This is a genomic window from Streptococcus mitis (genome assembly GCF_946190325.1).
Taxonomy (GTDB): domain Bacteria; phylum Bacillota; class Bacilli; order Lactobacillales; family Streptococcaceae; genus Streptococcus; species Streptococcus mitis_CF.
The window spans coordinates 1-20,940 of the sequence record NZ_CAMHZR010000008.1; the positions used below are offsets into that span (position 1 = coordinate 1).

23 protein-coding genes and 1 pseudogene are annotated in these 20,940 nt (G+C 39.9%); 13 read left to right on the forward strand and 11 right to left on the reverse strand.

Annotated features, from left to right (window positions below; translation table 11 throughout):
* On the forward strand, nt 1-119 hold a 119-nt coding region (locus N8M95_RS08225), incomplete at its 5' end, for an IS3 family transposase (RefSeq protein WP_261117019.1).
* Nucleotides 120-168: 49 nt separating this feature from the next.
* Here N8M95_RS08225 and N8M95_RS08230 read toward each other — a convergent pair.
* The 5 genes and pseudogenes from N8M95_RS08230 to rpmF form a co-directional block, all read right to left on the reverse strand.
* Nucleotides 169-747, reverse strand: coding sequence for an RloB family protein (locus N8M95_RS08230; protein WP_261116994.1), 579 nt, complete (start codon nt 745-747; stop codon nt 169-171).
* Nucleotides 748-751: 4 nt separating this feature from the next.
* Entirely contained in the window at nt 752-1,942 is a 1,191-nt protein-coding gene (locus N8M95_RS08235) for an AAA family ATPase (RefSeq protein WP_261116995.1), read from the reverse strand.
* A gap of 216 nt (nt 1,943-2,158) precedes the next feature.
* Nucleotides 2,159-2,536 (reverse strand): annotated as a pseudogene (locus N8M95_RS08240) (IS3-like element ISSpn11 family transposase); the annotation flags it as partial.
* Nucleotides 2,537-2,609: 73 nt separating this feature from the next.
* Nucleotides 2,610-2,759 (reverse strand): 50S ribosomal protein L33, encoded by a 150-nt coding sequence (gene rpmG / locus N8M95_RS08245; RefSeq protein ID WP_001265622.1) that lies wholly within the window; start codon nt 2,757-2,759, stop codon nt 2,610-2,612.
* Between the two features lie 15 nt (nt 2,760-2,774).
* Nucleotides 2,775-2,957: a 50S ribosomal protein L32 gene (gene rpmF, locus N8M95_RS08250; RefSeq protein ID WP_000290417.1), complete on the reverse strand. Its 183-nt coding sequence runs from the start codon at nt 2,955-2,957 to the stop codon at nt 2,775-2,777.
* Between the two features lie 229 nt (nt 2,958-3,186).
* Between rpmF and ilvD the strand changes: the two genes are divergently transcribed.
* Nucleotides 3,187-4,890 carry a dihydroxy-acid dehydratase gene (gene ilvD / locus N8M95_RS08255; RefSeq protein WP_247933160.1) on the forward strand — a complete coding sequence of 568 codons (1,704 nt, stop codon included), beginning with the start codon at nt 3,187-3,189 and terminating at the stop codon, nt 4,888-4,890.
* 211 nt (nt 4,891-5,101) lie between these two features.
* Here the strand turns inward: ilvD and N8M95_RS08260 are convergent, their stop codons facing one another.
* Nucleotides 5,102-5,443, reverse strand: a complete 342-nt coding sequence (locus tag N8M95_RS08260; RefSeq protein ID WP_261116996.1) for a metal-sulfur cluster assembly factor — start codon at nt 5,441-5,443, stop codon at nt 5,102-5,104.
* 167 nt (nt 5,444-5,610) lie between these two features.
* Here N8M95_RS08260 and hisS point away from each other — a divergent pair, with 167 nt between their 5' ends.
* The 10 genes from hisS (at nt 5,611) to N8M95_RS08310 (ending at nt 13,437) form a co-directional block, all read left to right on the forward strand.
* Entirely contained in the window at nt 5,611-6,891 is a 1,281-nt protein-coding gene (hisS, locus tag N8M95_RS08265; RefSeq protein WP_261116997.1) for a histidine--tRNA ligase, read from the forward strand.
* Between the two features lie 143 nt (nt 6,892-7,034).
* On the forward strand, nt 7,035-7,238 hold the full coding sequence (locus N8M95_RS08270) for a helix-turn-helix transcriptional regulator (protein WP_061425778.1): 204 nt from the start codon (nt 7,035-7,037) through the stop codon (nt 7,236-7,238).
* Nucleotides 7,238-7,435, forward strand: a complete 198-nt coding sequence (locus N8M95_RS08275; RefSeq protein WP_084930517.1) for a hypothetical protein — start codon at nt 7,238-7,240, stop codon at nt 7,433-7,435. Before N8M95_RS08270 ends, N8M95_RS08275 begins: the two co-directional genes overlap by 1 nt.
* The gene (locus N8M95_RS08280) at nt 7,432-8,175 is read left to right on the forward strand and encodes a DUF3169 family protein (protein WP_084930518.1); all 744 of its coding nucleotides are present in this window, start codon (nt 7,432-7,434) and stop codon (nt 8,173-8,175) included. Before N8M95_RS08275 ends, N8M95_RS08280 begins: the two co-directional genes overlap by 4 nt.
* Nucleotides 8,176-8,185: 10 nt before the next feature.
* Complete coding sequence (locus N8M95_RS08285; protein ID WP_084930519.1) at nt 8,186-9,010, forward strand: ABC transporter ATP-binding protein; 825 nt, start codon at nt 8,186-8,188, stop codon at nt 9,008-9,010.
* Complete coding sequence (locus N8M95_RS08290; RefSeq protein ID WP_045610929.1) at nt 9,003-9,701, forward strand: ABC transporter permease; 699 nt, start codon at nt 9,003-9,005, stop codon at nt 9,699-9,701. Before N8M95_RS08285 ends, N8M95_RS08290 begins: the two co-directional genes overlap by 8 nt.
* 9 nt (nt 9,702-9,710) lie before the next feature.
* Nucleotides 9,711-10,352, forward strand: coding sequence for a CPBP family intramembrane glutamic endopeptidase (locus N8M95_RS08295; RefSeq protein ID WP_261116998.1), 642 nt, complete (start codon nt 9,711-9,713; stop codon nt 10,350-10,352).
* Nucleotides 10,353-10,369: 17 nt separating this feature from the next.
* A complete protein-coding gene (locus N8M95_RS08300; protein WP_000832184.1) occupies nt 10,370-10,600 on the forward strand; it encodes a hypothetical protein in 231 nt (76 codons plus the stop codon).
* A gap of 154 nt (nt 10,601-10,754) precedes the next feature.
* Complete coding sequence (gene aspS, locus N8M95_RS08305) at nt 10,755-12,518, forward strand: aspartate--tRNA ligase (protein WP_261116999.1); 1,764 nt, start codon at nt 10,755-10,757, stop codon at nt 12,516-12,518.
* Nucleotides 12,496-13,437: a YitT family protein gene (locus tag N8M95_RS08310; protein ID WP_000806276.1), complete on the forward strand. Its 942-nt coding sequence runs from the start codon at nt 12,496-12,498 to the stop codon at nt 13,435-13,437. Before aspS ends, N8M95_RS08310 begins: the two co-directional genes overlap by 23 nt.
* 28 nt (nt 13,438-13,465) lie before the next feature.
* Here N8M95_RS08310 and N8M95_RS08315 read toward each other — a convergent pair whose 3' ends face one another.
* The 5 genes from N8M95_RS08315 to N8M95_RS08335 form a co-directional block, all read right to left on the reverse strand.
* On the reverse strand, nt 13,466-14,452 hold the full coding sequence (locus N8M95_RS08315) for a LacI family DNA-binding transcriptional regulator (RefSeq protein ID WP_001145419.1): 987 nt from the start codon (nt 14,450-14,452) through the stop codon (nt 13,466-13,468).
* 9 nt (nt 14,453-14,461) lie between these two features.
* Nucleotides 14,462-15,262, reverse strand: coding sequence for a DUF1189 domain-containing protein (locus tag N8M95_RS08320; RefSeq protein WP_020903392.1), 801 nt, complete (start codon nt 15,260-15,262; stop codon nt 14,462-14,464).
* Nucleotides 15,263-15,407: 145 nt separating this feature from the next.
* The gene (locus N8M95_RS08325; RefSeq protein ID WP_020902368.1) at nt 15,408-16,250 is read right to left on the reverse strand and encodes a sugar ABC transporter permease; all 843 of its coding nucleotides are present in this window, start codon (nt 16,248-16,250) and stop codon (nt 15,408-15,410) included.
* A 1-nt stretch (nt 16,251) separates the two neighbouring features.
* Nucleotides 16,252-17,544 carry a carbohydrate ABC transporter permease gene (locus N8M95_RS08330; RefSeq protein WP_033687466.1) on the reverse strand — a complete coding sequence of 431 codons (1,293 nt, stop codon included), beginning with the start codon at nt 17,542-17,544 and terminating at the stop codon, nt 16,252-16,254.
* A gap of 110 nt (nt 17,545-17,654) precedes the next feature.
* The gene (locus N8M95_RS08335) at nt 17,655-18,926 is read right to left on the reverse strand and encodes an extracellular solute-binding protein (RefSeq protein WP_261117000.1); all 1,272 of its coding nucleotides are present in this window, start codon (nt 18,924-18,926) and stop codon (nt 17,655-17,657) included.
* Nucleotides 18,927-19,404: 478 nt separating this feature from the next.
* Between N8M95_RS08335 and malQ the strand changes: the two genes are divergently transcribed.
* On the forward strand, nt 19,405-20,922 hold the full coding sequence (gene malQ / locus N8M95_RS08340) for a 4-alpha-glucanotransferase (RefSeq protein WP_070479571.1): 1,518 nt from the start codon (nt 19,405-19,407) through the stop codon (nt 20,920-20,922).
* The last annotated feature ends 18 nt before the right edge of the window (nt 20,923-20,940 follow it).

The window sequence follows — 20,940 nt, forward strand, 5'->3', positions numbered from 1 at the left end:
CGCTTAAGCAATTGGAACAAGCCATTGTAGACTATATTGATTACTACAACAACAAACGAATTAAGGTAAAACTAAAAAGACTCAGTCCTGTGCAATACAGAACTAAATCCTTCGGATAAATTAATTGTCTAACTTTTTGGGGTCAGTACATGCTTTTTATCATCGTTTTCAAATATCAAAAAAAGTTCTTAAAAATCTATTAACATTTGTATATGGATTTATATCAAAGTTATTTACAATGGAAGCCATATGATCACTATTTAACAGAGCTTGTGCGTATGACCTAGAAATAACAGTTATTGTTTTTTTATCTGTTTTTATATATTCTTTAGATAAATGATGTTCTAATTGATCAATTAATTGTTTAGCATCTAAAGCTCTAGTCACTCTTTCATAATGTAACAATAGCCATAATTCAAAACATTTATTACAAAAAACGAGTTCATAATTGTTTTCTTCACAAAGACTTTTTAAGGTAGTAAGTTCTTCAGATGAAGTATTATCTTTATCGATAACTAATACAATTTTGACAGGAGATGTTTCAAAGTTATGCCTTGTATAACACCTTTTTACATAATAAAACAAATCCAATCCCTGCTTATTTACTTGCTTAGCAGAATAGCTTATTCCACCTTTAATACCAACAATAGATCTTAGAGCATCAAAATAAATTTTTTCTGTTTCCCCTTCTGTATAAAGTTTTATTTGAGGTGGATTTTTCCTCTCCTGACTTCTTCTTCTACCCATAGTATTAATCCCCTTTAATAATTTCCTTTAATTTCCCAACAAGAATTTCAGGGACAGCACCAAATAAACCTTTATTGTATCTTTTTACATAAGAATAATCTTGTCTATTTACTTCGGATTTAAAATCGTAAACAGAATATAGTTCTGTTGCTCCATCAGCACTTCTGTCTGTGAAATAAATCTGTTCTTTTTTGAAGCCAGCATCCATTAGCTCTAATTCATGACTCGTTAAAATTACTTGGTTCGAATTTTCATCTGAGTTAAATACATCAACAAGTGCTTTTGATAAACCTAGATGAAATGAATCGTCAAATTCATCTATAAAAATAGTACTATTGTTTAAAGTTAATAATATAGTTGATAACGCAATCATTTTTTTAGTACCATCAGACTCTTGACTAACTGATAAATCGAAAGTTTCTCCATCATGATCTCTATGTTTAATCTTTGTTTGAAACTCTGTGAAGTCATCTGTAGATTTAAATAGCTGTTTTATCTCATCTGGAATTGTAACATTAGATTGAAGAACTTCGAAATCTACAATATTGAAATCGGCAGCTTGTAAAAAATTAATTAATTTTTTCTTCCTTTTTTTATCTTTTTGTAACTTAAAAAGATGATCGAAAACAGGCGGGACCTCTCGAGAGATAAAAATTAAATTATTTCTAAACCAACGAAACACATTTAAGCAGTGATGATCATTAAATGCCTTTCCAGTGATTAAAAATAAGCTATCCATTCGTGTTTTGTTCTGTAGCAGTACCAATTCTCTCGGTATAACCTCATAATTTCCTTTAATACGATGGAAATATGTCACAAACTCATTTCCCTCTTCTATTTCTAGATGCTCCTCAATTATTTCATCAGAGCAATAGGAAACTGAATATTTATATATAGTTTCTTCTATTAAGATTGTTATCTCGAAATTAATACTATCAGGATTATTAGCGTAAGTTGGAAATGGATTTTTTAGTTTATCATCTTTTAAAACTAAATTTTGAAACGTTCTGAGAGATTTCATTAAATTACTTTTCCCTGAAGCATTTGGCCCAAAAATAATAGCACTTTTTAAAATTCTATGACCATTAAAAGATGCAAACTCATTATTTTTGCGAGTTTTCTTAACGGCTTCCATTGAGAAATATGCTTCATCTTTGTATGAGTAGCAATTATTAAATACAAACTCCAATAGCATAACTGACCTCCTTGAAAACGAAAATTCGTATTCTATATTATAGATTATAACATTTTTTTTACCTAAGTTCACGAAAATAGCTGTGTAAACGAAAACTATGTCTAAATACTAACATTTTAAAATTATTCTGAAAAGTCATTTTCCCCAATTATCAAGTCAGGTGCCACAAAGTCATACCTCTGATTAAGTGAGTATCTTTAAAGCTGTCTGAGCTAACTCGAACAGCTTTTTTGGCTTACGTCCCATTTTAGGTACTCTCCCTCTTGTTTTCTCAACAATAGTATACCCGTTTTTCTTGTATTGTGCTAGCCAGTTAAGAAGTATCGTACGACTTGGGAGGTCGTATTCAAGAGAAACTCTATCTTTAGTCCAGCCTTCATGTAAGACTTTATGAATCATTTCTTGTTTTAAATCAGGGGAAGAGTAACGATTTTTTCCTTTTTTGACGAACTCTATTCCGTAACGATCAATCAATTTAATCATATACCTAAGATTAGAATTATTTATCCCAAATTTATTTGAAAGCTTCTCTAAGTTATATCCTTGTTTTCTAAGTTCATAGATCTGAACTTTATCATCATAAGTTAATTTCATAATAAAAACACCCCATCAGCTAGATATTTTTTGTCTAACTAATAGGGTGTAAGTCATGAAACGGAATGATCTATTATTTCACTTCTGTAAACACAACGTGTTTGCGAAGTTTTGGTGAGTATTTCTTCAATTGAAGACGGTCTGGAGTGTTACGTTTGTTTTTAGAAGTAAGGTACAAGCGTTCACCAGATTCTTTGTGTTCAAGTGTAATATTTACGCGCATGGTATCTCCCTTCTATTATTCAGCTGATGCAGCTTTAGCGATTTTACGTCCTTTGTAGTATCCTTTAAGTGATACACGGTGAGAACGTGAGTAATCTCCAGTAGTTTCGTCAAAGTTTACAGATGGAGCTGTTACTTTGTAGTGTGTACGACGTTTGTTTTTCTTCGCTTTTGAAGTGCGACGTGCAGGTACTGCCATTTTGATTTCTCCTTTAGGTATTTATATTCGATTCAATCTACTGATTTTCATCAACCATACTAGGATAACACATTTTTTTTGTAAAGTAAAGTTACTTGACAAAAAAAGATGAAAAAATTAGAAGGTCATTAAGTAAATTAATCGAATTTTCTGAAAATTCAAGAATTTTCTTCTGTTCATTGCCTTTGAAATGTGCTATAATAGTAAAAACTGAAATGGGAGGGAACAAATGACTGAATTAGATAAACGTCACCGCAGTAGCATTTATGACAGTATGGTAAAATCACCTAACCGTGCCATGCTTCGTGCGACTGGTATGACAGATAAGGACTTTGAAACACCGATTGTAGGAGTGATTTCGACTTGGGCGGAAAATACACCATGTAATATCCACTTGCATGACTTTGGGAAATTAGCCAAAGAAGGTGTCAAATCGGCAGGTGCTTGGCCTGTGCAGTTTGGGACTATCACTGTAGCGGACGGGATTGCCATGGGAACGCCTGGTATGCGTTTCTCTTTGACATCTCGTGATATCATCGCAGACTCTATCGAGGCGGCAATGGGTGGTCACAACGTAGATGCCTTCGTCGCTATTGGTGGCTGTGACAAGAACATGCCTGGTTCTATGATTGCCATTGCCAATATGGATATTCCAGCTATTTTTGCCTATGGTGGAACCATTGCACCGGGAAATCTTGATGGCAAAGACATTGACTTGGTTTCTGTCTTTGAGGGGATCGGAAAATGGAACCACGGTGATATGACAGCTGAGGACGTGAAACGTCTCGAATGTAATGCCTGCCCTGGCCCTGGTGGCTGTGGTGGTATGTACACTGCTAATACCATGGCGACTGCTATCGAAGTTCTCGGTATGAGTTTGCCAGGATCTTCATCTCACCCAGCTGAATCAGCTGATAAGAAAGAAGATATCGAAGCAGCAGGACGTGCTGTTGTTAAGATGTTGGAACTTGGTCTTAAGCCATCAGATATTTTGACTCGTGAAGCCTTTGAAGATGCTATCACTGTAACTATGGCTCTCGGTGGTTCTACAAACGCCACTCTTCACTTGCTTGCTATTGCCCATGCGGCCAATGTTGACTTGACACTTGAGGACTTCAATACGATCCAAGAGCGTGTGCCTCACTTGGCTGATTTGAAGCCATCTGGTCAGTATGTCTTCCAAGACCTCTACGAAGTTGGTGGTGTCCCTGCGGTTATGAAATATCTCTTGGCAAATGGTTTCCTTCATGGTGACCGCATCACATGTACTGGTAAGACAGTTGCTGAGAACTTAGCTGACTTTGCAGATCTCACACCAGGTCAAAAAGTTATCATGCCACTTGAAAATCCAAAACGTGCGGACGGTCCGCTTATCATCTTGAACGGGAATCTTGCCCCTGATGGCGCGGTTGCCAAGGTGTCAGGTGTTAAAGTGCGTCGTCACGTTGGACCGGCTAAGGTTTTTGACTCAGAAGAAGATGCTATTCAGGCCGTTCTGACAGATGAAATCGTTGATGGCGATGTAGTCGTTGTTCGTTTCGTTGGGCCTAAGGGTGGTCCTGGTATGCCTGAGATGCTATCACTTTCATCAATGATTGTTGGTAAAGGTCAGGGAGATAAGGTTGCCCTCTTGACAGATGGTCGTTTCTCTGGTGGTACTTATGGTCTGGTTGTTGGACATATCGCTCCTGAAGCTCAGGATGGTGGACCAATTGCCTACCTTCGTACAGGCGATATCGTTACGGTTGACCAAGATACCAAAGAAATTTCCATGGCTGTATCTGAAGAAGAACTTGAAAAACGTAAGGCAGAAACAACCTTGCCACCACTTTACAGTCGTGGTGTCCTCGGTAAATATGCCCATATCGTATCATCTGCTTCACGCGGAGCCGTGACAGACTTCTGGAATATGGACAAGTCAGGTAAAAAATAAACTCATACTCTTCGAAAATCTCTTCAAACCACGTCAACGTCGCCTTGCCGTATATATGTTACTGACTTCGTCAGTTCTATTTACAACCTCAAAGCAGTGCTTTGAGCAACCTGCGGCTAGTTTCCTAGTTTGCTCTTTGATTTTCATTGAGTATCAAAAAGCAAGCCAACTTCGGCTTGCTTTTTTTAATCTTCAAAAGTAATTTTCCTGCTTAACGAGGTGGCAATCCAAGGGCAATGCGGCCGTAGCGACTGATTCGTGTAATCTTCCAAGCAGGCGACCAGGTAACTTCAACCTTGACATCTTCGATGCCCTCGATTTGTTTCAAACCTGCAACGATTTCGATAGGCAGGCTTTCGGCACAATCGCAGGCAGTATCGGTGAAGGTCATGACAATCTTACAGATCCCCGTTTCGTCTAGATTAATTTCATAAATCAGCCCTAGATTGTAAACATCCAATTCCACATCTGTATCAAAAACCTTCTCTAGTTTTTCGATAATTTGGTCTTGCAAGGCTAAAGCGCGGTCATTGATTTTGATATCCTCTCTCATTACAGTCCCTCCACGTGATAAATATCCTCTATTTTCTCATAATTCTGACAATTTGGCAAGTTTTTGATGAATTTTCTGAAAAGAGTCTTTTGAGATTTTCTACTCTCACTGTTTTAATCCCTCTATTTATGGTAAAATAAGACTATTAAGTTTAAAGAGGATTCCCTATGAAATTACAAAAACCAAAAGGAACGCAGGATATCTTGCCTGCTGAGTCTGCCAAGTGGCAGTATGTTGAGGGCTTTGCCCGTGAGATTTTCAAGCGCTATAACTATGCGGAAGTGCGCACACCTATTTTTGAGCACTATGAGGTCATCAGCCGCTCTGTCGGAGATACAACCGATATCGTAACCAAGGAAATGTACGATTTCTATGATAAGGGTGACCGTCATATCACACTTCGTCCAGAAGGAACTGCGCCCGTTGTCCGTTCCTATGTGGAAAATAAACTCTTCGCACCAGAAGTGCAAAAGCCAAGTAAGTTCTATTATATGGGACCTATGTTCCGTTATGAGCGTCCACAGGCAGGGCGCTTGCGCCAATTCCACCAGATTGGGGTTGAGTGTTTTGGTTCTAGCAATCCAGCTACCGATGTGGAAACGATTGCGATGGCAGCCCATTTCTTGAAAGAAATCGGTATCCAAGGTGTCAAATTGCACCTCAACACGCTTGGAAATCCTGAGAGCCGTGCGGCCTACCGTCAAGCCTTGATTGACTATTTGACACCGCTCAAGGAGGCCTTGTCTAAGGATAGCCAACGTCGCTTGGAGGAAAATCCTCTCCGTGTCTTGGACTCTAAGGAAAAAGAAGACAAGGTGGCAGTGGAGAATGCGCCGTCTATCTTGGACTTCCTTGATGAAGAAAGCCACGCTCATTTTGATGCTGTCCGTCAGATGTTGGAAAATCTTGGAGTAGACTATATCATCGATACCAATATGGTGCGTGGTCTGGACTACTATAACCACACGATTTTCGAGTTTATCACTGAGATTGAGGGCAATGACCTGACAGTCTGTGCGGGTGGTCGTTACGATGGTTTGGTTTCTTACTTTGGAGGCCCTGAAACTGCTGGCTTTGGTTTTGGACTTGGTGTAGAGCGTCTGCTTCTCATTCTTGAAAAGCAAGGTGTGGCTCTCCCTATCGAAAACGCCCTAGATGTCTATATAGCAGTCTTGGGTGAAGGGGCAAATGTCAAGGCCTTGGAATTGGTACAGGCTCTTCGCCAACAAGGATTCAAAGCAGAGCGTGATTACCTCAATCGTAAACTCAAAGCTCAATTCAAGTCAGCTGATGTCTTTGCGGCTAAGACTCTCATCACCCTAGGAGAGAGTGAAGTCGAAAGCGGACAAGTTACAGTTAAGAATAATCAAACCCGAGAAGAAGTGCAAGTATCACTTGAAGCAATCAGTCAAAACTTCTCAGAAATCTTTGAAAAACTAGGATTTTAATGATAGATAAACTGGTCAGGAACCTAATTCTGACCTTTTTCTTTTGCAAAATGACAAAAATCATAAACTTTTTGACAAATATACTTGTCAAAAAGAAAAAGATGTGTTACAATGTAAGCAAGTTAAGAGAAAAGGAGAAAGGAATGCTTAAAAATCGTCTAAAAGAGCTTCGGGCTCGCGATGGTCTCAATCAAACCGACCTAGCCAAGCTGGCAGGGGTTTCCAGACAGACCGTTAGCCTACTAGAACGGGATGAGTACACCCCGTCCATTATCATTGCCCTGAAAATATCTCAAATTTTCAACGAAACAGTCGAATCGGTATTTCGCTTGGAGGAGGACGAGTGATGAACAAGTATAAAGTGATTTATTATGTAGTGGTCACAGTTCTATTAGTCAGCGTGTTTCTATTGATTGGGATAGACTTAGGCTGGTTTAATCCATATCAAAGTAACCAATTTGTTTGGGCCTACTTTGCTCTTATCCCAGTCGTTGACTGGATTGAAAAGAAAGCAAACAATTTAGCGAGTGAAAAAGGAGAATGAATATGAAAAAGAAACGTGGATTGTTATTATTTTTGATGTCTGTTGTCTCGGGAGCTTTCTTGTACATATTTGTAGATATATCGAAGGCTGGTGCCGAATCCCATGGAATTATGTTAGATGTAAAAGTCTTGCTACCCTGGATATCAGCTATTGGTTTACTATTAGGTTTTGTTGGTATTCTTTTGACGTTCAATTTCTTAAAGAAAAGCAGAAAATTTCACTCCTTGTATCAAGAGGAAATAGATGATGATCTGAATGAAACCTATTATGTGCAAATGTATCGGAATCTCGAGTTTGGAACCATTACTTCTAATATTACAAGTGTAGCGATTTTATTGGCTCTTGTCATCTCAGGTAGTGAAGTAATTGTACTCGATGTAAGTCGTATAACATTTTCCCTTTCCTTTTTGGCATTAGTGCTGTTCTTGCAGAGTCAAAAATATCTTTCTAAAACAATTGCGATTGTTCGTCAGTTTGATTTGGCTCTTTTCTCTACACCAAAGGATATCTTGAACTATATTAATTCTTATGATGAAGGGGAGCGTCAGGCTAATTTGGAACAGAGTTTTCGGATTTTATTCCAATTAAATCAGTATGTCTTACCAGTCTTATATATTTTTCTTTTTTTCATTTCTGTCTTGACAGGAGAGATTCAGTTACTAGCTTTCTTGCTGGTAGGAGTGATCCATATTTATATCGGTGTGATGCAGTTGCCTATGGTGAAACGTTATTTTAAATAAAGGAGTTTCTATGATTCGTGTTGAAAATGTAAGCAAAAGTTTTGGGAGCAAAAAAGCTCTTCATCAGATTTCTTTTGAGATTAAGGAGGGCGAAATCTTTGGTTTTCTTGGACCTTCTGGCTCAGGTAAAACAACCATGATCAATGTCTTAACAGGTCAGTTGGCTGCAGATCAAGGTAACACAATTTTGTTAGGCAAGAATTCTCAAGATTTAACCTCAAATGATTTGGAACAAATTGGTATTGTTAGTGATGGCAGTGGTTTTTATGAAAAGATGAGTCTTTACAAAAATCTTCTCATCTATGCTAAGTTATATGGTCTCAAGTCAGATAGAGTAAATCAGGTGCTCCAACAGGTTGGATTGGCAGATGCTAAAGATATTATCGCAGAAAAATTATCTACAGGAATGAAACAACGAATGTTCTTGGCTCGTGCCCTTCTGAATGCTCCTAAGATTCTCTTTCTAGATGAGCCAACCAGTGGCTTAGACCCTACAACATCCAAGATGATTCATAACCTACTTCAAGAATTAAAGCAGGCGGGGACAACTATCTTTCTGACCACGCACGATATGAATGAAGCAACTCTGCTTTGTGATCGCTTATCTCTTTTGAATAAGGGGAACTTAATAGAGTATGGAAGTCCGCAAGATATTATCCAGAAGTACCATGTGGATAAGAAAGTACGTGTGGTTTATAACGACGGACGAGAACAGATAGTTCCATTTGATGAATTACCACATTTAGACACGACAGATTTGATGGTGGTTCACTCTTGTGAGCCAACTTTAGAAGAAATCTTTATCAGATTGACAGGAGAAAAGTTAGATGTTTAGAAAATTAAATGCCCTACTATGGTTAAGAGTGCAAGTTCTTATCAGCAATTCAACTTTGTTGGCGACTCTATTGATGCCTTTTGGAATAGCTGTTCTATATAATGAATTCTTCAATAAGAATGGAGAATTGAGTATGTTTCTCCTCTCTTCGAGTTTGACGATGGTCTTGAGTATGGGAAGTGGTTATATGGTATCGATTATGATGGCAGAAGATAAGGAAAAGCGCAATCTTAAATCACTCATCCTAAGTGGTGTGACAGCAACAGAATATACTTTCAGTATGCTTGTTCTCCCTATTTTGATAATGTTATTTGCTATGATTGTACTGCCCATCTATCTTAAAGTAGATCTATCAAGTTACTTATTGGCCTATGTTATCTATTTAATCCTAGCAACTATTAGTATTATTTTTCTCAACCTTTTAATCGGTGCAGTGTCAGATACTCAATCTAAAGCGCAAGTCTATAGTATCTTTCCTATGTTAATCGTCTCTTTTTTACCTATAATTGCTCTTCAAAATGATACGCTTCAGAAAGTGTTGGATTACTCTTTTATTGGTCCAATTGTAAATCTTTTAAATAAAAAAGGTGGGGAAATATCTTTTTCTAATATCGGTATGTTACTTGCCTGGGTACTTGTGTTAGGAATAGCAAACCTCTTTGTATTGAAAAACAGCTATAAAGCAAGATAGGAGTTATCAATGAAACTACTTAAAAACCTTGGCTGGTTTCTTCTAGCCATTCTATCCTTTTTATTCATCTATGGCTTCATTCAGGGGCTCGCGACTACGTCGCTTGCCTTAGGCGCTTCACCCTATGCTGTGACCTTGCTCTATGTGGCCTTGGCTGGAGTTTATGTGTACGGCATTTACAAATGGTATCAGAAAGGTCCTGTTCGTATTGAGAAGAGTGGCTTCAACCGATTTATTTGGCTTCCTGCCTTGGTTTGGTTCTTATCTCTGGTTGTCCAGTTTTTCTTGCCAAATGATCCTTCAGTAAATCAGCAAATAGCGACAGACTTGACCTTGTCTCAACCACTTTTCTCATTCTTTGCGGTCGTTATTTTTGCTCCTTTGACGGAAGAACTTATCTTTAGAGGGATGTTGGCACGCTATCTCTTTCCTAAGCAGGACAATAGCAAACAAACTCTGATTTTTCTTCTGGTATCCAGTCTTCTGTTTGCCTTGATTCATTTCCCAGGTGATGTGCAACAATTTTTAGTCTATACTAGTCTTGGTTTTAGCTTGGGCTTGGCTTATATTAGCAGAAAAGGTCTGGCCTACAGTATTTCTCTCCACGCTTTGAATAATTTAGTCAGCTTTTTGATGATTCTCATGCTATAATAGAGTCAGGAGGTCACATGAAACGAGTAATTTTATTAGCAGTGATTCAAGCAGTCGTTCTATTTTTCATCATTGGAGCGCTAGCTTATGCCTTCAAGGGCGATTTCTTCTACAACTATCTAGCAGTTGTTTTTGCCCCTATTGCAGGTGTCTTGCGCTTTGGGACAGCCTACACAACGGAAATTGTCTTGCCTCGAAAGGCAGCCGAAATTGCTGAAAAGCGTAAAGCAGGCAAAAATTCAAAATAAAAGAGTCCGGTGAACTTCATCGGATTTTTGTATTGGCGTTAATTTTTAGAGTCTTCACTTGATTTTTAAAGACTGGCAAACTTTTCTGATGATTTTCATGAAGAGCCTGCGCTTTTATGGTAAAATAGTAACAGAATAAAAGAGGAGAGAAAACATGAAACGTAGTATGTATGCTGGTCGTGTTCGTGAGGAACACATCGGACAAGAAATGACCTTGAAAGGATGGGTTGGCCGTCGTCGTGACCTTGGTGGTTTGATTTTTATCGACCTTCGTGACCGTGAAGGAATCATGCAGTTGGTTATCAACCCTGAAAAAGTCTCTGCAGAGATTATGGAAACAGCTGAAAGCCTTCGTAGCGAATTTGTTATCGAGGTGACTGGACAGGTCGCTGCGCGTGAGCAAGCCAATGATAAGTTGCCAACTGGTGCAGTTGAGTTAAACGTGACAGCTCTGACAGTGCTTAATACAGCTAAGACAACCCCATTTGAGATTAAGGATGGGATTGAGGCCAATGACGATACACGTTTACGTTACCGTTACCTTGACCTTCGTCGTCCAGAAATGTTGGAAAATCTTAAACTTCGTGCTAAGGTGACCCACTCTATCCGCAACTACTTGGATGAGTTGGAGTTTATCGACGTGGAGACACCATTCCTTTCTAAGTCAACTCCTGAAGGGGCGCGTGACTATTTGGTGCCATCTCGTGTTAATAAAGGGCATTTTTACGCTCTTCCTCAAAGTCCACAAATCACGAAACAGCTCTTGATGAATGCTGGTTTTGACCGTTACTACCAAATCGTTAAATGTTTCCGTGACGAGGACTTGCGTGGTGACCGCCAGCCTGAGTTTACCCAGGTCGACTTGGAAACATCTTTCCTTACTGAGCAAGAAATCCAAGATATCACAGAAGGCTTGATTGCGCGTGTCATGAAGGAAACTAAAGGCATCGAAGTGACGCTTCCATTCCCTCGTATGAAATACGATGATGCGATGTCTCTTTACGGTTCTGACAAGCCAGATACCCGTTTTGACATGTTGCTTCAGGATTTGACAGCAGTGGTCAAAGGTGTAGACTTTAAAGTCTTTTCAGAAGCACCTGCTGTAAAAGCAATTGTAGTCAAAGGAGCTGCGGACAACTATTCACGTAAAGACATCGACAAGATGACCGAAGTAGCCAAACAGTATGGTGCCAAAGGTCTTTCTTGGGTCAAGGTGGTTGATGGAGAATTAAACGGACCAGTTGCCAAGTTCTTGACAGGCATCCAAGCAGAATTGACAACAGCGCTTGCTCTTGAAGATAAGGACTTGGTTCTCTTTGTAGCGGATACGCTTGAAGTGGCCAATGCAACACTCGGTGCCCTTCGTGGACGTATTGCCAAAGAGCTTGGCTTGATTGATAACGATAAATTCAACTTCCTTTGGGTGGTTGACTGGCCAATGTTTGAATGGTCTGAAGAAGAAGGTCGCTACATGAGCGCCCACCATCCGTTTACTCTTCCACAGGAAGAGACTACTCATGAATTAGAAGGCGATTTGGCTAAGGTTCGTGCCATTGCTTACGATATCGTCTTGAACGGTTATGAGCTTGGTGGTGGTAGCCTTCGTATCAACCAAAAAGACCTTCAAGAACGCATGTTCAAGGCTCTTGGTTTCTCAGCAGAAGAAGCAAATGACCAGTTTGGCTTCCTTCTTGAAGCCATGGACTATGGTTTCCCACCACACGGTGGCTTGGCTATCGGGCTTGACCGCTTTGTCATGCTTTTAGCAGGAGAAGAAAATATTCGTGAAGTTATTGCCTTCCCTAAGAACAACAAGGCAACTGACCCAATGACACAAGCTCCTTCAACAGTAGCTCTCAAACAACTAGAGGAACTCAGCTTACAAGTAGAAGAAGATGAAACAAGCAAAACGAATTAAGCGGTGGCGCTATTATCTGCGCCGCTTTGCTCATCAGATAAAAATTTTACGTGTCTTACAAAGCATCTCTCGTGAGAAGTATGACGAGAAGATTTCGGCCTCTCTGGTCTATGGTTTTTTATCAGCAGTAGCGGTCAATTTCTTTTTCCAACCAGGGCATGTATATTCGAGTGGTGCGACAGGTCTGGCACAGATTATCTCTGCCTTGAGTAATCACTGGTTTGGTTTTCACATTCCGATTTCGCTGACTTTCTATGCCATTAATTTTCCTTTGATGGTCTTGGCTTGGTATCAGATTGGGCATAAGTTCACAGTCTTTACCTTTATCACGGTATCCATGAGTTCTTTCTTTATCCAGTTCGTCCCTGTGGCGACCTTGACGGAGGATCCGATTATCAATGCCCTTTTTGGGGGTGTTGTCATGGGCTTGGGGATTGGTTTCGCTCTTCGAAACAACATCTCCAGTGGAGGTACAGATATTGTCAGCCTGACCATTCGCAAGAAAACGGGTAAGAATGTCGGTAGTATTTCTTTCTTGGTAAATGGGACCATCATGCTGATAGCCGGTTTGACCTTTGGTTGGAAATACGCTCTCTACTCTATGATTACCATCTTTGTCTCTAGCCGTGTGACAGATGCTGTCTTTACTAAGCAAAAACGCATGCAGGCCATGATTGTGACCAATCATCCAGACAAGGTAATTGAAAAAATACATAAAAAATTGCACCGTGGAGCAACCATGATCCACGATGCAGAAGGAACCTATAATCACGAGAGAAAGGCAGTTTTAATCACTGTCATTACACGTGCAGAGTTTAATGAATTTAAACAGATTATGAAACAGGTGGATCCAGGTGCCTTTGTCTCTGTATCAGAGAATGTTCATATTTTGGGACGATTCGTTGAAACAGAAAATTAGTAACTAAAAAACCAGCGCGAGCTGGTTTTTATTTTTCGATAATTTTGTGGGCAATTAACTGGCGATAACAAATTTGTTTATTGCTTTTAGCATCATTGATGATCTGGAGAATAGTTTCAAAGGAAACACGACCAAGCTCCAAACTATTGATATCGACATAGGCTGCCAAGTTGAGCTTGGGATTGACTGAGTCGAAGCTGAGGACAGGGACATCCAGTTGGTGTTTTGCGATGTAATCACAGACCCCTGCAGCAAGGAGACTATCAATGGTAATAATAGCGTCAATATTTGGATCGTGTTTGAAGAGAAGTCTACTAAAGCGATAACCATTATCTTCAAGAAATTCAGTAGCAAAGTAAGTCAGATTAGTATCGAGAGGAAGTTGGTATTGTTTTAGAGCTAGCTCGTAACCTGTCAGACGGTCTTGTGTTACGAAGAGTCGCTTAGTACCTCCGATAAAGGCAATTCGCTTGCATCCTTTTTTGATGAAATACTCTGTCGCATCAAAACCAGCTTGGACATTGTCATTATCGACAAGTGGAATGAAGGGAGATAGAGATTTACCTAAGATAAGGAAAGGAAATTGCTCGTCTGCTACTAACTTAACCAAAGGGTCCTCTTCTTGGGCATAGAGGAAAATCAAACCATCTACACGTTTGCCGTAAACCATCTGGGAAATAGCTTTGAGTCGCTCTTTGGCGTCTTTACCTGTCGCGATCTGAATGGCGTAGTGGTTTTCAGAGGCGACTTGGGCAATACCACGGAGGACAGATGGGAAGAAAGGATTTTGATAGAAGGCATCTGAGTCGTCAGGAAGCACCAAGCCGATAACTTGGGTATAGCTACTTACCAAACTACGAGCATTGAGGTTGGGGTGGTAATTGAGTTCCTTCATAGCCTTGCGAACGCGTTTTTTCGTTTCGTCGCTAATGGTTGATTTATTTTGAATAACACGGGTTACGGTTGAAGGTGAAACACCAGCAGCCTTGGCCACATCTTTAATCGTAACGGGCATAAAAATCTCCTATTTATGGTAATCTGGATCACGGAAATGCGTTTTATAAAAGATAGTGACCAGATACAGAACAAAAAGAATGTTTTGTACAGTGATGAGGTTTGACATATTTTGGCCAAAGAGTCCCAAAATAAGTGTAATCAGAGTTGGTAATCCTAAACAGTTCAAGATAAAATGGTAGCACTCTTTAAAGGTCCTAAATGAAAAGAGGCGTGATTTCTTAGTGATATAAAGGAGAAGACTCGCTCCTAGAGAGACGATAAAGAAATTCAAACCAAAGAGGAAGCTCGCACCGAGAACTAGAAAGAGACTGATATAGACACGATTCTGCTGGTACCAGTCTTTAGAAATGGCTTGGGTCAAGCTGTCTTTACTTTTGAAACTCTCAGTCTCAATCGCTCGGTAAGAGACACGGGTCAGTTCTTTACTTTCTTTGCTGATGACTAGCTCATTCGTATCGAAATGCAGTTGCAAGTCCTTAGGTAATTCCTTGCTTTGACTTGGACCGATCACAATAGAAGGCTCTTGACTAGCTGTTCCAGTATAAGTTAATTTACCATCAACAATTGTAGCGTGTTCAGAGAGATCCTGGACAACCTTATCTGTCAATGGTTCATAGACATTATCGATAAAGGTTTCTAGCGGATAAGTCTCCTGTGAGCTGTTTTGGATGGCAATAGGTACCATAGATAAGCTGATAAGGAAGATACTGGTAAAGAGAAGCTGAAACCAGTTGAGTCCGAAACGTTTGGACAGGGGCTTACGAAATCCCCAAATACTTGAAAAATATGAAAATGGATATGGAAGCATTTGTATCTTTCTAAAAGGTGTTTTCTATATGAGTATTATTATATAGAGAAATGTACTTTATTTCAAGTCTAGGAGACAAATTGCTTGCTACAAGGATATTTTTACAGTAACAAGTTTTAAAATGAAAAAGGGTGGCGGGGATATATTATCCCTTGTCGCCACCACTTGTAAGTCCTGAAACAAAGTTCTTTTGTAGGAAGAAGAAGAGAATACAGATTGGAAGGGCGATGAGGATAGCGCCTGCTGAGAAGTAGGCAATCTTCAAGTTCTTCGCATTGCTAACGAAGGTTTGGAGACCTACGGCAACAGTAAAGTATTCTTTCTCACGAAGCAAGAAACTAGAGAGGATGTAGTCCCCGAAAGGTCCCATGAAGGCCCAGAGAGCTTGTACGGCAACCATTGGGCGAACCAGTGGAAGAACAATTTGCCAGAAGCGGCGGAAGTGTCCTGCACCGTCTAGTTTTGCAGATTCATCTAAAGACATTGGCACTGTATCGAAGTAACCTTTCATGAGCCAAGCATTCATCGGGATACCACCACCAACGTAGAGGAAGATGAGGAACCAGCTGTGGTTAAGGGCGTTCAACATAAGTGCCATAACGAAGAAGGCTGTCAAAGCGGCCATGGTTGGCACCATTTGGATAATCAAGAAGAAGACCAAACTTTGTTTACGAGCCAAGAAGTTGTAACGGCTGTAAGCATAACCAGCAAGTACGATAATACTTGTTTGAACAGCCATAGTAATTAAGGCGATAATCAAAGTGTTGAGATACCAAGTACCGTATAGGGTTTCAGTAAAGAGTCCTTTAAAGTTATCAAAATTGAAGTCGATGTTAGTATCGAGTTTAAAGGCCGCGACGTTACCTGCTTTAAAGGCTGACATGATGGTAATCAACAGTGGATAGATAATCACGATCGATAGGCCAATCAAGTAGAGGTAAGTAAGGGTTTGAGTCAGTCTACGTTTGAGTTTAATTGAGTTATTCATCTTAGACGTCCTCCATATCAAATGCGTGTAGTTTCTTGAATGCGATCATAGAGATTGAGATGACAATGATAGAGATAATCAAGGTAACAGCTGCCGCCATTGAGTATTGAGGAGATGTACCTGTTGTCAAACGGTAGATCCATGAGATCAAGATATCGGTTGAACCAGCTCCACCTCCGACACTACCAGGTCCTCCACCATTGAAGAGGTACATGATAGAGAAGTTGTTAAAGTTGAAGGTGTATTGACTAATCAAAGTAGGTGCCGCAACAGCCAAGATCATTGGGAAAGTGATGTTGCGGAATTTTTGCCAAGCATTGGCACCGTCAATATAAGCTGCTTCGTAAAGGTCGTTAGGAATAGATTGCAAGATACCCAAGGTCAAAACGTAGATGTATGGGAATCCAAGCCAACCCTGCATCATAATCAAGGCAATCTTAGTCCAAGTTGGGTCTGTTTTCCAAGGAATAAGAGTACCATCAAGGAAAGGAAGGAATTTAGCTAAGATTGGCAATACTTGAGTGTTGATGGCTCCGACACTATCGTTAAACATATTTGAGAATGTCAAGATAGTGATGAAGGCTGGAACAGCCCAAGGAAGAAGGAAAATAACACCAAAGATACGTTTTCCTTTGATAAATGGTTGGTTAGCAATGATAGCTGTGAAGATACCGATGACGATCTGTAAAGTTGAGGCAGCCAAAGCCCAGATGATAGTCCAAGAAAGAACGGCACCAAAGGCAGAACGGAAGGTACTCAAACTCCAGATGTTCGTAAAGTTGGTCAAACCAACCCAGTCCAACAATTTGTTTGGTGGCAAGTGCTGGAAGTCATAGTTGGTAAAGGCGATCATCAAGGTTACGATAACCGGGAATATAATCGCAAAAGTCATGGCAACATAAGATGGAATGATCAAGAGGTAAGGGAAACCATTTTCATAGATTCCTTTGATCATTTCTTTAAAGGTAAGTGCTACTGGTATGCCATTGTTAATGTGTTTGGCAGTTGTATGTGCATCTTTGATATTTGCGAAATAAAAGAGTACATAAACAACTACAAAGATTAAATGGAAGGCACCACGAATCAGCATAAAGAGGGAATTATCACGACCTGGTTTGTCACCAAGAGTGATGAGATTGCTCAATTCAGGGGCTGCAAGTGCTAGGAAGTAAAGGACAAATACGATGGTTACACCAAGGAATATAAAACCTTTGGATTTTTGTTTATTGTAAATCTGTCCTAACCCAGGAATGATAGACAGCAGAGCTGCTTTACTAGGTTGTTGCTTTTCCATAATAACTCCTTTCATAGGATACTGGTTTCTAATTAAAACCTAAACTATATATGTTTTTGATTGATAAATTCAAAGGGGGATTTGATTTCCACCCCCCTTGAACAAATTTTTTATTCACCAAATTTTTGTTTGATTGTTTCTTTGATCAATGTTACAGCGTCGTTAGCAGCTGTTTTCGCATCTTTCTTACCACTTACAGCATCAAAGAGCATAGTTTTCGCTGGATCCCAAACTGCAGACATTTGAGAGATATTTGGCATTGGTTGAGCGTTCTTGAACTGTTTGATAACAGCTGTTGTCAACTCATCATTTTTACCTTCAGCATATGTACGAGCTTCAGTGTTAGCTGGGATTTCGTTAGTTGTATCGTAGAAGGCTTTTTGTTCTTCAGTTGAAACAAGGAAGTCTACAAATTTTTGAGCGCCTTCAAGGTTCTTAGTGCTTGATGGGATAATCCAAGCTTTACCACCACCGAATGCAGCATATTCTTTTCCATTTGGAAGAGTTGGGATAGTTGCAACACCGTAGTTTACTTTAGCATCTTTAAAGGCTTGAGCTTTCCAAGGTCCGTCGATGATAGCAGCTGTTTTACCTTCTTGGAATTGAGTTTGGATTAAGTTGCCAGCACCTTCAGTATCTTGCATACCTTTAGGCCATTTTTCATACCAAGATTTAGCGTAGTTGATACCTGCGATAGAACCGTCGTTTGCAAGACCGATATCTTTAGCGTCTTTACCGTTTTGTCCGAATACGTAAGCACCGTTACCAGCAAGAAGTCCATATGCATAGTAGAAGTTTGTCCAGTCAGCTAGGAAAGCAGAAGTTTTTCCATCTTCTCCAGCGAAGGCATATTTGCTATCTTTAGCAAGGTTTTCTAAGTCAGCAAAAGTTTTTGGAGCTTCTTTTACCAAGTCTTTGTTGTAGTACATAACAAGTGACTCGATAACAGCAGGAGCACCGTAAACTTTACCATCAGCAGCTGTCACAAGAGATTTAGTTTTATCATCTGTTTTAGCACCGTCGCTCAATTTCACTTCTGAGAGTTGTCCGTCAGTACCAAGGCTACCTACACGGTCGTATGGAGCCATCATAACGTCAGCAGCTTGACCTGATTGGTTGTCAAGAGAAAGTTTGTCAAGCCCACCCATTTGGTCTCCTGTTTTGATGGTAACTTTTACGCCAGCTTCTTTTTCGTAAGCTTTTGCAGCTGATTCAGCAAAGGCTTTATATTGGTCTTCAACGTAGAAAGTGAGTTCTTTGGCTTCGGATGAACCAGAATCAGCAGGTTTATCCGAAGTTTTGCTTCCGCAAGCTACCAAAAGCAAGCTAGCAAGTGTAACAGTTCCAAGCACAGCAGCGCTCTTCATGAATTTAGATGACATAGTGTATTCCTCCTAAAGAATAACAAATTTTATAATGAGGAAACGCAAACGTTTTCCTTTATGGGATTAGTATAGCACAAATAGAAAGCGGTTGCAAGTGTTTTTTGTAAAAATTTTTAAAAAAATTGTGAAAAAAGTAAACGCTTCATCATCATATAATAGTAGAAAATCCCAAAAATCGGTTTTGTTTTAAATTTAAAAAAAGTTGAGAAAACGATTGCCTAATTTACAAATGGAAAGCAGGGAGGATTCTCACTTTATTTTTGCTTAATGAGATAAGTGAAACCCGTATTCCTATTTTGTTTGTTTCCTGAAAGAATATATATACGAGTAAGAAGAAAAAATTTTAAAAAAATAATCAAAAAAGTTATCTAAAACCGCTTGCATTTATCAAGAAAATAAGCTATACTAGTAATAGCGCAAACGTTTGCGTTCATAAAAATGTAATATCTAACTATAAACACATGAGGTGCTTATTATGAAAAAACGTCAAAGTGGTGTGTTGATGCACATTTCTTCTCTTCCAGGAGCATACGGAATCGGATCATTTGGTAAAAGTGCTTACGACTTCGTTGATTTCTTGGTTCGCACAAAACAACGTTACTGGCAAATCCTTCCACTAGGAACAACTAGTTACGGAGACTCTCCTTACCAATCTTTCTCAGCCTTCGCAGGGAACACTCATTTTATCGATTTAGATATCTTGGTGGAACAAGGCTTGTTGCAAGCAAGTGACCTTGAAGGGGTTGACTTTGGTAGTGATGCGTCTGAAGTTGATTATGCGAAAATCTACTATGCACGTCGTCCTCTTTTAGAAAAAGCGGTAAAACGTTTCTTGGAAGTGGGAGATGTTAAAGATTTTGAGAAATTTGCTCAAGACAACCAATCATGGCTTGAACTCTTTGCAGAGTATATGGCTATCAAAGAGCATTTTGACAATCTTGCTTGGACTGAATGGCCAGATGCAGATGCTCGTGCTCGTAAAGCTTCAGTACTTGAAAGCTACCGTGAGCAATTGGCAGACAAGTTGGTTTACCACCGTGTGACTCAATATTTCTTCTTCCAACAATGGTTGAAATTGAAAGCTTACGCTAACGACAACCACATCGAAATCGTTGGGGACATGCCAATCTACGTAGCGGAAGATTCAAGCGATATGTGGGCAAATCCACATCTCTTCAAGACAGATGTCAACGGTAAGGCTACTTGCATCGCAGGATGCCCGCCAGATGAGTTTTCTGCAACTGGTCAGCTTTGGGGTAACCCAATCTATGACTGGGAAGCAATGGACAAAGACGGTTACAAATGGTGGATTGAACGCTTGCGTGAAAGCTTCAAAATCTACGACATCGTTCGTATCGACCACTTCCGTGGCTTCGAATCTTACTGGGAAATCCCTGCTGGTTCTGATACAGCAGCACCTGGTGAGTGGGTGAAAGGTCCTGGCTACAAGCTTTTTGCAGCTGTTAAGGAAGAACTTGGTGAGTTAAACATCATCGCAGAAGACCTTGGTTTCATGACAGACGAAGTTATCGAATTGCGTGAACGTACTGGCTTCCCAGGAATGAAGATTCTTCAATTTGCCTTCAACCCAGAAGACGAAAGCATCGATAGCCCACACTTGGCACCTGCTAACTCAGTTATGTACACAGGAACACACGATAACAATACGGTCCTTGGTTGGTACCGTAACGAGATCGATGATGCGACTCGTGAATACATGGCTCGCTACACTAACCGTAAAGAATACGAAACAGTGCCACATGCTATGCTTCGTACAGTCTTTTCATCAGTTAGCTTCATGGCAATCGCAACTATGCAAGATTTGCTAGAATTGGATGAGGCAGCTCGTATGAACTTCCCATCTACTCTTGGTGGAAACTGGTCTTGGCGTATGACTGAAGATCAATTGACACCAGTTGTCGAGGAAGGCTTGCTTGACTTGACAACAATCTATCGCCGAATCAATGAAAATTTGGTAGAATTAAAGAAATAATACAATATCAGGAGACAC

Excerpts from the sequence above, each read along its gene's own strand:
- N8M95_RS08230 (WP_261116994.1), bottom strand. The coding sequence starts at position 747 with ATGGGTAGAAGAAGAAGTCAGGAGAGGAAAAATCCACCTCAAATAAAA.
- N8M95_RS08235 (WP_261116995.1), bottom strand. The coding sequence starts at position 1,942 with ATGCTATTGGAGTTTGTATTTAATAATTGCTACTCATACAAAGATGAA.
- rpmG (WP_001265622.1), bottom strand. The coding sequence starts at position 2,759 with ATGCGCGTAAATATTACACTTGAACACAAAGAATCTGGTGAACGCTTG.
- rpmF (WP_000290417.1), bottom strand. The coding sequence starts at position 2,957 with ATGGCAGTACCTGCACGTCGCACTTCAAAAGCGAAGAAAAACAAACGT.
- ilvD (WP_247933160.1), top strand. The coding sequence starts at position 3,187 with ATGACTGAATTAGATAAACGTCACCGCAGTAGCATTTATGACAGTATG.
- N8M95_RS08260 (WP_261116996.1), bottom strand. The coding sequence starts at position 5,443 with ATGAGAGAGGATATCAAAATCAATGACCGCGCTTTAGCCTTGCAAGAC.
- hisS (WP_261116997.1), top strand. The coding sequence starts at position 5,611 with ATGAAATTACAAAAACCAAAAGGAACGCAGGATATCTTGCCTGCTGAG.
- N8M95_RS08270 (WP_061425778.1), top strand. The coding sequence starts at position 7,035 with ATGCTTAAAAATCGTCTAAAAGAGCTTCGGGCTCGCGATGGTCTCAAT.
- N8M95_RS08275 (WP_084930517.1), top strand. The coding sequence starts at position 7,238 with ATGAACAAGTATAAAGTGATTTATTATGTAGTGGTCACAGTTCTATTA.
- N8M95_RS08280 (WP_084930518.1), top strand. The coding sequence starts at position 7,432 with ATGAATATGAAAAAGAAACGTGGATTGTTATTATTTTTGATGTCTGTT.
- N8M95_RS08285 (WP_084930519.1), top strand. The coding sequence starts at position 8,186 with ATGATTCGTGTTGAAAATGTAAGCAAAAGTTTTGGGAGCAAAAAAGCT.
- N8M95_RS08290 (WP_045610929.1), top strand. The coding sequence starts at position 9,003 with ATGTTTAGAAAATTAAATGCCCTACTATGGTTAAGAGTGCAAGTTCTT.
- N8M95_RS08295 (WP_261116998.1), top strand. The coding sequence starts at position 9,711 with ATGAAACTACTTAAAAACCTTGGCTGGTTTCTTCTAGCCATTCTATCC.
- N8M95_RS08300 (WP_000832184.1), top strand. The coding sequence starts at position 10,370 with ATGAAACGAGTAATTTTATTAGCAGTGATTCAAGCAGTCGTTCTATTT.
- aspS (WP_261116999.1), top strand. The coding sequence starts at position 10,755 with ATGAAACGTAGTATGTATGCTGGTCGTGTTCGTGAGGAACACATCGGA.
- N8M95_RS08310 (WP_000806276.1), top strand. The coding sequence starts at position 12,496 with ATGAAACAAGCAAAACGAATTAAGCGGTGGCGCTATTATCTGCGCCGC.
- N8M95_RS08315 (WP_001145419.1), bottom strand. The coding sequence starts at position 14,452 with ATGCCCGTTACGATTAAAGATGTGGCCAAGGCTGCTGGTGTTTCACCT.
- N8M95_RS08320 (WP_020903392.1), bottom strand. The coding sequence starts at position 15,262 with ATGCTTCCATATCCATTTTCATATTTTTCAAGTATTTGGGGATTTCGT.
- N8M95_RS08325 (WP_020902368.1), bottom strand. The coding sequence starts at position 16,250 with ATGAATAACTCAATTAAACTCAAACGTAGACTGACTCAAACCCTTACT.
- N8M95_RS08330 (WP_033687466.1), bottom strand. The coding sequence starts at position 17,544 with ATGGAAAAGCAACAACCTAGTAAAGCAGCTCTGCTGTCTATCATTCCT.
- N8M95_RS08335 (WP_261117000.1), bottom strand. The coding sequence starts at position 18,926 with ATGTCATCTAAATTCATGAAGAGCGCTGCTGTGCTTGGAACTGTTACA.
- malQ (WP_070479571.1), top strand. The coding sequence starts at position 19,405 with ATGAAAAAACGTCAAAGTGGTGTGTTGATGCACATTTCTTCTCTTCCA.